A 10,166-nucleotide genomic window follows, 5' to 3' on the forward strand; every position below is an offset into this window, starting at 1 on the left:
GAGACCCGCGGGAGGGAACCGGCCGCCGGTCCCAGGCCGGTGACCCACGGTATCCAGCGCCTCTTCCGGAAACCCCAAGAAACGCCGTTCCTGATCGGGGACTAATTCAGCGTCCTGTTAATGCTCCACCCGCGTTGCAGCGGAGGAGGACGCGCCTCATGATTGCCGGCCGTCATTCGGGCGATGTGCGGTCGCCATCGTAGCGGCCGTCCAAGGGGAATGGCGGCAGCCACGCCTCGTGTCGCACGGTCCAGCTCGCGTATAGTGGCTGGAATAGTTCAGGAGCGTCCAAGGCGCCCAGGTAAAGCTCGATCTCGGAGCCGGTGTCGGCATAGACCGAACTGCCGCACTTGGAGTAAAGTCACCGATCGCCCCATGCCTGGGTAAAGCCGCTAATTTCATAGCGTCGTGCAGAAAGATGGCCGCTGCGTATAACAGCGCGCCATGGTGCTTGCGGCAGTCCAAGCAGTGGCAGATGCCGATACGATCACGTGCCCCCTGGCGGCAGCCCTTAACGAACCGCACAGACATCCTCCGGTGTTCCGTGTCATCTGGTCCTCGAGCGGGGCTCCCTTGTGACACCTTTATCGACTGTCGCTGGTCCGGCGGGCATGGAGCATTTCACCGTCAACAGGAGTCCTCGAAAAGTTCCCGCGTGCGGCCGACGGATCGTCTCGCAGCCAAACACGGCTGAAGGCGCCGTTCATGGTAGGCCCGAGCGGCCTCTGATCGGAAACATGTCCTCACCGTAGAAGTGCAGCATCACGTGATGGCGACGGCAGAGCCACCTGACGTTCAGGGGTTCGTCATATCGATCGTGATGAGCATCGACTGTCTCGGCGCCGCAGACCTCGCAGCTTTGCTTCTGAAGCCGACCGGAGACGAGCGCCTTGTGAACGGCAAGATGCGCCTTGTACTTCGGCAGGTTGGCCCGGCGCCAGTCCGACTGACGCGTTTCACTTTTCAGAACAGGCTGCACCGACTCCTGCCTATCCGCTTCACTGTACTTGCTCATCAGGCAACGCTCCTCTGGCGACATCTTCAGAGTTACGATCGTTCCTGTCAAACCGCCACCATCAGCGGACACTCCTTGGGCAACGAGGATGCGGCTGCCGGTCGACAACACGGTTCCGAGCACAGTCCCATTCCAAACTTCCTTGAATTTCGATCCGATTCGCCGGCCATGATTTCCCTTCAACGTCATCCTGTCCGGGATCGCTCCTCCCACCCCCGTCTGCCCAAGCTCATCAGCGGCAAGCTGCACAAAGTCCGGAAAACTGCGCAGGTTATCCAGGCCGATGGTCCAGAAAGGGACTTCGGTGGTGACGCAGGTATAGGCCCGGACGCCGCAATATGGCGCCATCACGCCGCGCTCGGAGAGGCTGCCAATCAGGTCGGGACTCGTCTTGCGCCCCAAGATCTCCCTGGCATTGTTGCAGAACTCAGCGTCGAAGCGTGCTTTCCCCTTTCCCCATCAACCTCAGGCCACGCGTTCGAACTCGGCGGTGCCGCCCGCGCTGAAGCGGTTCATGAGTGCGACGCGGATGTGAACTTCAGCGGTCTGTCTGTCCGGGTCTCGCGAGGCGATCCGCTCGCCGAAGGATTTGAGGCAACGCATTCTTGCCTCGATCCTGCTCCGGACATGATAGCCGGACCAGTGCCTCCAGTTCGCCCGACCAAAGCGCCTGGTCGCCCGGAGGATCTCGTTGCGGGCGCGGGCGGCAGGGCAGCCTTCCTTCCAGAGGCGGCCGTTCCTGCGGATGTGTATGACGGCGGTGCCGCCGAGATCCACGATTGCGGTGTGGCATCGCCGGGTGTCGAACGCGCCGTCGTCGATCACGGTGCCGACCTGTTCATCGGCCGGATCTGATCCAGCAGATCCGGCAGCACAGGGCTGTTGCCTTCGCGGCTTGAGGTGAACTCCACCGCCCGGACATCGCCGATGGCTGTATCCATGGCCAAATGGATCTTGCGATACTGCCGCCTGCGGTGCGTGCCATGCTTGCGGGCCAGCCAATCTCCGTCACCCAGAAACCTGATCCCGGTGCTGTCCACCAGCAAGTTCAGCGGCCCCGGCACGCGGCGGTGGTATGTCGACCACCAAAGTTCCTTGCCTGCGGCTTGAGGCGTGGAGAAGTCGGGCACCGGCCAGTCGAGCCCTGCCGTCTCCAGAATGCTGGCCACCATCCCTGTGCTTTGCCGAAGCGGCAGGCCAAAGAGCACCTGCAGAACTGGATCGCCGCGTCGGAGAACACCGGCGGGCGGCCAAGACGCCCGACCTTGTTCGCCAGCCACACCATGTCCTAGTCGAGCCAGATCAGCAACGACCCGCGCCGCCTCAGAGCGTCATTGCAGGACTTCCAGTTCGTCGTCCGGTAGCGGGCAGCCTCAGGTTTGCTCATGCCGAGTTGCTTACCCTACCAGCCCGACCGCGTGAATCCTCCGGCAGGCCGATCTCCCTCCTCCGTCGCCCGAACTGGGCTGACAATGGGGCGCTGTTGGCCGCACACATCAAAATCGCGCACTGGCGGTTACGACGACCTTCGCGCTTTCACCTGATGGTGCGAAGGCGCTGCCGTAGCCTCAGCGCATGCGCCGCGTGTCCTTGCCAGAGCTCTCACTCTCGTTACGGCCGCGCGACGCGTGGACGGTGTCGACCGCCGCAAGTAACAGCGTTATCAACGCAATCCCGCCGAGATCCAGACGCGGAACATGCCATATCAGAATCCCCAGAAAGCACAGGAGAACCCCATAGGCGCAGAGCACCATGATCCTGTCCATCATCCCTCTTGCCTTTCTACGTTCGCATGATCGGGCATCAGTCGCCGCATCAACCAGTTCGCGGTCCGAACCAGCCGGGCGTCGTCGCCGCGTCGCCCGATCAGCTGCACACCCAGGGGCAGGCCGGAAGCATCGGTCAGTAGCGGCAGGGTGATTACTGGCACGCCGCACAGGGTCCATGGGCCATTCATGGCGGCCGAACCGGTGCCGTCTGCCGCCAAGAGAGGCGCAGGTCCCGTCGCGGCGGGACACAGGATCGCGTCGCAGCGGGTCAGCAGTTCGTCCAGCCCCGCGTTCAGGACCTGCCGCCAGTCCATCGCGGCAAGATAGTCGCGCGCGAGGATGGTCTTGCCTTCGTCCAGGGCATCCCGCATCCGCTGTGACATCTGGTCCCTGCCCTGCCGTTCCAAGGCGTAATAACATTTTGACAGTTCCGCCAGGTTGATGCGGCGACGGATGGTATCAGCCTCGGCCAAACCCAGCAGCATGTCGACGGCATGCGCGCGGTCCCCCAGTTCTTCCCGCAACTCGGCAAGTGCATCGGTCATCACGGGATCAGCGCCGGGCAGCGAAAGCACCGCAAGCAAAGGCGGAAGTGGCGGATCCTGCCTTGATGCGTCGACGAGGCGCGGGACGGGCGACATCGTTGTTGCGTCGTCCTGCGGATCGTGACCTGACATTGCCTCGGCCAGCAAGGCGGCATCCTCGACAGTACGGGCGAAGGCGCCGATCGTGTCGAGGAACGGAGACTGGATCAACACGCCGGTGCGGCCGATCAAGCCATAGCTCGGCTTGAACCCGACGACGCCGCAATAGGATGCAGGCCGGATGACCGATCCTCCGGTCTGGGTGCCGACCGCCAGCGGCACCTGCCCCGAGGCGACCGCCACCGCAGAACCGGCGGACGAACCGCCCGGGCTGCGCGTCAGATCGTGGGGGTTCCGGCTGCGCGAGGGTTCCAGGAATGCCAGTTCCGTCGTCACGGTCTTGCCGATGATGACAGCGCCCTCTGCCCGAAGGCGCGCCACCAGTTGCGCGTCCTTGGAGGGAACGCGGCCACGCATGATCGGTGTGCCGCATTCGGTAGGCATGCGCGCGGTGTCGATCACATCCTTGATGCCCACCGGCACGCCGTGAAGCGAACCGCTCGCGCGTCCCGCTTTCCGCTGCGCATCCAGCGCCCTGGCCTGTGCCCTGGCATAGTTGCCATCGACATAGGCCCAGGCCTGGAGCTTCGGCTCGGTGTCCGCAATGCGCTTCAGGCAGGCCGCGGTCGCTGCCTCGGCGGAAATGGCGCCCGAGGCGATCAGGTCTCGCAGCGCGACGGCGCCGAGGGAAGCGGGGTCAAGTGCCATAGATCATGTTCGGAAGGACATACACGATGTCGGGGAAGATATACATGATCGCCATCGCGATGAAGACCATCAGCAGGAACGGCATGACGCCTGCGAAAATTTGCGTCAGCTTCACCTCGGGTGGTGCGATCCCTTTCAGGTAGTAGGCAGACATGGCCATCGGCGGCGTCAGGAATGATGTCTGCAGGTTCAGCGCCACCAGGATGCCGAAGAACAGCGGGTCGATCCCGAACATCGGCAAGAGCGGCAGGAAGATCGGCACGAAGATGATGATGATCTCGGACCACTCCAACGGCCAACCCAGAAGGAAGATGATCAGCTGCGCCAGGAGCAGGAACTGCAACGGGGTCAGGTCCAGGCTAGTGACGAATTCTGAGATCAGATGCTCGCCGCCCAGGTATGAGAACACCGACGAGAAGGTGTAGGACCCGACGAACAGCCAGCAGACCATCGCGGTGGTGCGGACCGTCAGGTAGACGGACTCGCGCAGCCGCTGAAAGCTCATGGCGCGATAGACGACCGCCAGAACCATGCCGCCAAGCGCGCCGATGGCCGCAGCCTCTGTCGGGGTGGCCAGGCCGAACAGGATCGAGCCGAGAACCGCCAGGATCAGCAGGGCAAGCGGAAGGAACGAGCTGACGAGCATCCAGACAAGCTTGCCGGTCGGTATCGAAGGCACCTCCTCTTCGGTCAGACGGGGCGCGACGGATGGCTGCAGGATCGACCGTCCGACGATATAGATCAAATAGAGGCCGACCAGCACCAGGCCCGGCAGCATCGCCCCGGCATAGAGCCGCACGATCGACACGCCCGACGCCGCCGCATACACGATCAGCATGATCGATGGCGGGATCAGAATTCCAAGCGTGCCGCCGGCGCAGATGATCCCCGAGGCAAATCGCGGATCATAGCGCGCCTTCAGCATGGCCGGCAGGGCCAGCAGCCCCATCAGCGTGACCACGGCGCCTACGATGCCGGTTGCGGTGGCGAACAGGGCGCAAGTGATCAGTGCCGCGACGCCCATCGATCCCGGCATGCGCCGCGCGGCGATGGCCAGCGCCGAGAACAGGCGGTCGACGATGTTTGCCCGTTCGACCACATAGCCCATGAACAGGAACAGCGGCACCGCCGTCAGGACCTCGTTCGACATCACCGTATAGGTCTGGTTGATGAACAGGTCGAAGATGCGGTTGTTGTAGAACCCCTCCAGCCACGACCATTGCTGGGTGAGCCAGCTGGCGTCTTCCGGCAGACGGTCGAACCCGCGCCATTGGCGCCCTGCGTCGAAATACGCGTAATAGCCGAAGCCGATGCCCAGGGCCATCAGTGTGAAGGCGATGGGGAAGCCGAGGAAGACCAGGAAGATGAAAATTCCCAGCATCATCAGGGCAATCTGTGGGTCGGTCACGCTCTGACCTCCGTGCCGCAGGCTGCGGATCGTCCGGGGCCGTGTTTATCGATCAACATGAAAGCCCTCTTGCTTCGCCTGCTCGCGCAGAAGCAGTTCCTCGGTTTCCTCGACGTCTTCCTCGGCGAGGACCCAGACGCCGTCGCGCATCGCGATGACGCTGCGCAGCAGCTGCGCGATCCCCTGGACGAACAGCAGGATGCCGGCGGCGACGACGACCGCCTTGAATTGATAGATCGGAATACCGGTGGGGCTGTTCACGCTGACCTCTCCGTATTGCCAGGACCTGGCGGCATATTTCCAGCCGGACAGGATCAGCGCCGTGACGCCCGGAAAGAAGAACAGCAGGTAAAGGACGAAATCGACCGCGCCCTGCACCCGCACCGGCCAGAGGCGGTAGACGAAATCGCCACGAACATGACCGCCGCGCGACAGGGTATAGGCACCGCCCATCATGAACAGCGTCCCGTACATGATGAAGGACACATCCAGCGACCAAGACGTCGGGCTGTTCAGGACGTAGCGTACGAACACCTCGTAGCTGACCCCCAAGGTCATCAGCATGATCAGCCAGCCGAAGGTCTTGCCGAACCAGCCGGACAGGCTGTCGGCAAAGCGAATGAACGACAGCATTGCTTTCTCCGCAAACGGACCCGCCCCTGCGGCGCATGCGGCACAGGGGCGGGCGGATGGCTCTTAAAGCTTCAGTTCGCCGGGGAAGAAGTGCTCATAGGCCAGCGTGTAATCCGGCTTGTTCATGAGCTCGTAATAGGTCGTCCGCCTAACCCATTCCCGCTGGCTGTCCAGCACCTTCTTGATGAAAGGATCGCTTTCTAGGGACGTAATCATCTCGGACCAGGCGTCCAGTTGCGCGGACAGGATGCTGTCGGGCGTCCTGTGGATGGTGACGCCGCCCTCGTCGCGCAGCTTGATCAGGTCCGCTGAATAGTTGTCCAGCGCGAAGGCGGTGTTGTAGGTGGACACCGCCTCGACCCCGTGTTCAAGGATGGCGCGCAGGTCGGGCTCCAGGTCCTCCATGACACTGCGGCTGAAGAGGAATTCGAACGCCTCGGACGCCTGGTGGTAAGAGCCGAGGTAGTAGTTCTTGGCCACGTCCGCCGCCCCGAAGCGAAGGTCCGACGACGGGTTGTTGAACTCGAACGCGTCGATCACGCCGCGCTCCATCGCAGGGACTATCTCGCCTCCGGGCAGCTGCGCCACGGACATGCCCATCGACTGCAGCAGGTCGGCCGCAAGGCCGACGGTGCGGTACTTCATGCCGTTGATGTCCTCGACCCCGTTGATCGGGTTCTTGAACCAGCCGAACGGTTGTGCAGGCATCGGGAATGCCATCAGGCCCACGACGTCCAGGCCCATGTTGTCCTGCGTCAGCTCGCGATAGAGTTCGCGTCCGCCGCCTTGGTAGAACCAGCTGAGCATGTTGGTCGGATCGCCACCGAAGACCGGTCCGGTGCCGAACAGGGACGCGGCCTTGTTCTTGCCGTACCAGTAGGCCGACACCGAATGGGCAATGTCGATCACGCCGTCGCTGACACCGTCCATCACCTGGAAGGCGCCGACCACCGCGCCGGCGGGCAGCAGGTCGATCGACAGCCGTCCGCCGGACATGGCCTCGACCCGCTCCACGTATTGCTGGGCCATGGTTTGCCAGACATCGGACGCAGGCCAACTGGTCTGCATCTTCAGGACCATCGGCGATTGCGCCAGAACTGCGGGTGCCGCCAGAAGCGTGCTTGCCGCGGCACCGCCGGCGATGGTTCCGCCCCGGCGCAGGAACGAACGTCTTGAAACAGCTTTGTCGGTGTCGTCTTCCCTAGTCATATGAATTTCCTCCCTGTGCGGCTGAGGCCTTCCTCCTGACCCCTTGAACCGCAATCACCATCCTGAGGGGCAATATGCCGTTCTGACAAGTACTAGAGCGCGCCCCCTACTTTAAGATGAGGTCGGGGTAGTGCGACGCCTTTGAAGGACGGTCGCGCCGCTCCTGTCAAAGCTTGCCGATCCGGCAATATTCGCGTCTGCCGGCGCCGGGTTCCGGCGGTTCATTTCCGTCAGGACCTGGCTCCGGCGACGGTACCGGCAGCTGCCTCAACAATTTTGTTGAAAAGGCGTTGCAATCCTTGATCATCTACTTCCAGGCACGGGTGGAACATCGCAGAGACCAGACCTGTTCCGGTCTGTCTGGTGCGAACGCCTCGGGGAGGAGGCGGCCCGCTGAAGTGTCTGAAGAGAGGACTTCATCAGGGAGGGAACGACGATGAACTGCACCAGACTTTGTGGACTGCTTCTGACGACGGCGCTTGCGACTCCGGCCATCGCGCAGGACAACCTGGAGACGCTGCAAGGCATGCAGCGCACCGACGCCACTTTCACGAAGATCGACCAGACCGGAGAGACGGCCGAGGCGCACAAGGCGATCCTGCCCGGGATCAATCTGCCGGACGGGTTCGAGGCAAGCCTCTATGCCGTGGTTCCCGACGCTCGTTCGGTGGCGGTGGCCCCGCAGGGCACTGTCGTGTTCGTGGGCACGCGCAAGGACAAGGTCTGGTCGGTCGTTGACCGGGATCGAAATCGGGTCGCCGACGAGGTCAAGGACTTTGCACCGTCGTTAACCTTCGACATCCCCAACGGCCCCTGCTTCTCGCCCGATGGCTTTCTGTTCATCGCCGAACGCAACCGCGTGCTGAGCTTTCCGGCTGCGGAGTTCTTCTTCGAAGGCCCCGACCCGGCGGTTGCCACGGTCGTGGCCCAAGGCGAGCTGATCCCGCCCGACGAGGAAAGCTTCAACCATACCGCGCGGGCTTGCCGGATCGGGCCCGACGGCAAGCTTTATATCTCGCTCGGCCAGCCCCACAACGTCCAGCCGGTGGACAAGCTTGAGAAATACGACCAGATCGGTATCGGCGGCATCATCCGCATGAACACCGACGGGACCGAGCGCGAGGTCTTTACCCGCGGCATTCGCAACTCGGTGGGCCACGACTTCAACCCTGCCAATGGCGACCTGTGGTTCACAGACAACCAGGTGGACGGGATGGGTGACGACATTCCGCCGGGGGAGTTGAACCGCCAGACCGATGCCGGTCAGCACTTCGGCTTTCCCTGGACGAATGCCAGCATCGAAATCGAGGACTTCAAGGACGTCCCGCGCCCCGAGGGCGTCAGCTTCGTCGAACCTCTGGTCGAGATGGATGCCCACGCCGCCGACCTGGGGATGAGCTTCTATCGCGGAAAGTCCTTCCCAGAGGAGTATCATGGCGGGATCTTCTCGGCACAGCACGGCAGCTGGAACCGGACCACGCCCGTCGGCGCACGCGTCATGTTCACCCGCCTCAACGAGGACGGGACCGCGGCAGGCACCGAAGTCTTTGCAGATGGGTGGTTGAACCAGGAAACCGGAGAATACCTCGGACGGCCCATGGACATCGCTTTCCTTCCGGACGGGTCGATGCTGGTTTCCGACGACTTCGCGGGCGCAATCTGGAGGATCGCCTACACCGGCGGCGGAGCAGAGGCCTCTGCCGGGACGCAGTCGACCGAAAAGCCCAAGGCGGCAGATGCAGCGGCGGCCGGTACGTCTTCTGCAACCGGAAGCGCGGCTGATCCTGAGGTGGACGGTGAAGGCGAAGCGGTGGACAACGGCGGCAACTAGAATGCCCGCAAAGCCGCGCCGACGGATATTGATCTTGATCAGGGCGGCTCCAGCCACCCTGACCTCCGAATAAGGAGCTATCCAGCATGTTGTCATCATGCCATGCGGCCGTTGTGGTCGCCTTTTGCCTCAGCGGCGGCGCTGCCTTGGCACAGACTGCCGACCCGGCCGGGGGCGGAATTCTGGCCGAAGAGGGTCGCGCATTGGCCCAAACCTGCCGGGTCTGTCATGGGCTCGACGGTGTCGGAACCAATCCCATGATCCCCAACATTGGAGGACAGAGCCCAGAGTATCTCTCCAAGCAACTGCAGGATTTTCGTGCGGAGCGGCGCGAGGATCCGCAGATGAGCATAATCGCGCGGGATCTTGGAGATGAAGACATCGCGCGCCTTGCTGCCTGGTATGCGTCGATCAGTGCCAACTATAAGATGCCGAACTGATCCTCCAACCAACCCGACATCCGCCCGAATGCCGGGTTTGGCGGCCCGGTTCAGATCAAGCGACAGCACGCCTGAAGAACGCGTCGCCGCTGCCGCTGACCTGCCCGATGAGGCCGTGGTCAGTCTTATGGAACTTGATAACGCTGGCGCTTCCAGTGAAACCAGCGCCAAGTGTCTGAACGTCCTGTTCGATGAGGTGCATCCGGTGGTTCATGCACCTGACCCGTCCGAACGACAATGAAGGGCTTCGGCACAGATCGACGTGAGGTCGATGCAATTCTGCAACGGCGAAACTGGCGCGGATACGGTTGTGTCTCAGACCTGGTGGAAATTGGCTGGCGGCGTGATCTGCAGGTGAACACTCACCCACCCGACCGGCGGCGGCAACCGCCAGGGAGATCACGCCATGAAGCAGAATACCGACAGCTCGTCCTTTTCGCTACTGCGTGACGCAGGCGCGTATGATCCGATCGAGGATCGCCTGCGGGCGGATGTCCGCCCCACCATCG

9 protein-coding genes and 2 pseudogenes are annotated in these 10,166 nt (G+C 62.8%); 3 read left to right on the forward strand and 8 right to left on the reverse strand.

The genetic code is table 11. The annotated features are described in order from the left end of the window. Positions 1-172: 172 nt before the first annotated feature. The 8 genes and pseudogenes from OC159_RS20280 to OC159_RS18945 form a co-directional block, all read right to left on the reverse strand. A pseudogene (locus tag OC159_RS20280) lies at positions 173-551 on the reverse strand (GFA family protein). A 152-nt stretch (positions 552-703) separates the two neighbouring features. Further along, on the reverse strand, positions 704-1,417 hold the full coding sequence (locus tag OC159_RS18915) for a hypothetical protein (RefSeq protein WP_265502778.1): 714 nt from the start codon (positions 1,415-1,417) through the stop codon (positions 704-706). 63 nt (positions 1,418-1,480) lie between these two features. Continuing rightward, positions 1,481-2,402, reverse strand: a pseudogene (locus OC159_RS18920) (IS5 family transposase). A 181-nt stretch (positions 2,403-2,583) separates the two neighbouring features. Then, positions 2,584-2,784 (reverse strand): hypothetical protein, encoded by a 201-nt coding sequence (locus OC159_RS18925; RefSeq protein WP_265502780.1) that lies wholly within the window; start codon positions 2,782-2,784, stop codon positions 2,584-2,586. Next, the gene (locus OC159_RS18930) at positions 2,781-4,136 is read right to left on the reverse strand and encodes an amidase (protein ID WP_265502782.1); all 1,356 of its coding nucleotides are present in this window, start codon (positions 4,134-4,136) and stop codon (positions 2,781-2,783) included. The genes OC159_RS18925 and OC159_RS18930 overlap by 4 nt, the downstream gene beginning before the upstream one ends. After that, positions 4,126-5,544, reverse strand: coding sequence for a TRAP transporter large permease (locus tag OC159_RS18935; RefSeq protein ID WP_265502784.1), 1,419 nt, complete (start codon positions 5,542-5,544; stop codon positions 4,126-4,128). Before OC159_RS18935 ends, OC159_RS18930 begins: the two co-directional genes overlap by 11 nt. A gap of 45 nt (positions 5,545-5,589) precedes the next feature. Next, on the reverse strand, positions 5,590-6,177 hold the full coding sequence (locus tag OC159_RS18940) for a TRAP transporter small permease subunit (RefSeq protein WP_265502786.1): 588 nt from the start codon (positions 6,175-6,177) through the stop codon (positions 5,590-5,592). A 63-nt stretch (positions 6,178-6,240) separates the two neighbouring features. Beyond that, the gene (locus tag OC159_RS18945; protein WP_265502788.1) at positions 6,241-7,386 is read right to left on the reverse strand and encodes a TRAP transporter substrate-binding protein; all 1,146 of its coding nucleotides are present in this window, start codon (positions 7,384-7,386) and stop codon (positions 6,241-6,243) included. 436 nt (positions 7,387-7,822) lie between these two features. Between OC159_RS18945 and OC159_RS18950 the strand changes: the two genes are divergently transcribed. From OC159_RS18950 to OC159_RS18960, 3 genes are all read left to right on the forward strand, one after another. Then, on the forward strand, positions 7,823-9,217 hold the full coding sequence (locus OC159_RS18950; protein ID WP_407674157.1) for a PQQ-dependent sugar dehydrogenase: 1,395 nt from the start codon (positions 7,823-7,825) through the stop codon (positions 9,215-9,217). Between the two features lie 86 nt (positions 9,218-9,303). Continuing rightward, positions 9,304-9,657 carry a c-type cytochrome gene (locus tag OC159_RS18955; RefSeq protein ID WP_265502790.1) on the forward strand — a complete coding sequence of 118 codons (354 nt, stop codon included), beginning with the start codon at positions 9,304-9,306 and terminating at the stop codon, positions 9,655-9,657. A 28-nt stretch (positions 9,658-9,685) separates the two neighbouring features. Next, the gene (locus OC159_RS18960) at positions 9,686-9,898 is read left to right on the forward strand and encodes a hypothetical protein (protein WP_265502792.1); all 213 of its coding nucleotides are present in this window, start codon (positions 9,686-9,688) and stop codon (positions 9,896-9,898) included. Positions 9,899-10,166 lie beyond the last annotated feature (268 nt).

Source organism: Paracoccus beibuensis (assembly GCF_026162625.1).
Classification (GTDB): domain Bacteria; phylum Pseudomonadota; class Alphaproteobacteria; order Rhodobacterales; family Rhodobacteraceae; genus Paracoccus; species Paracoccus beibuensis.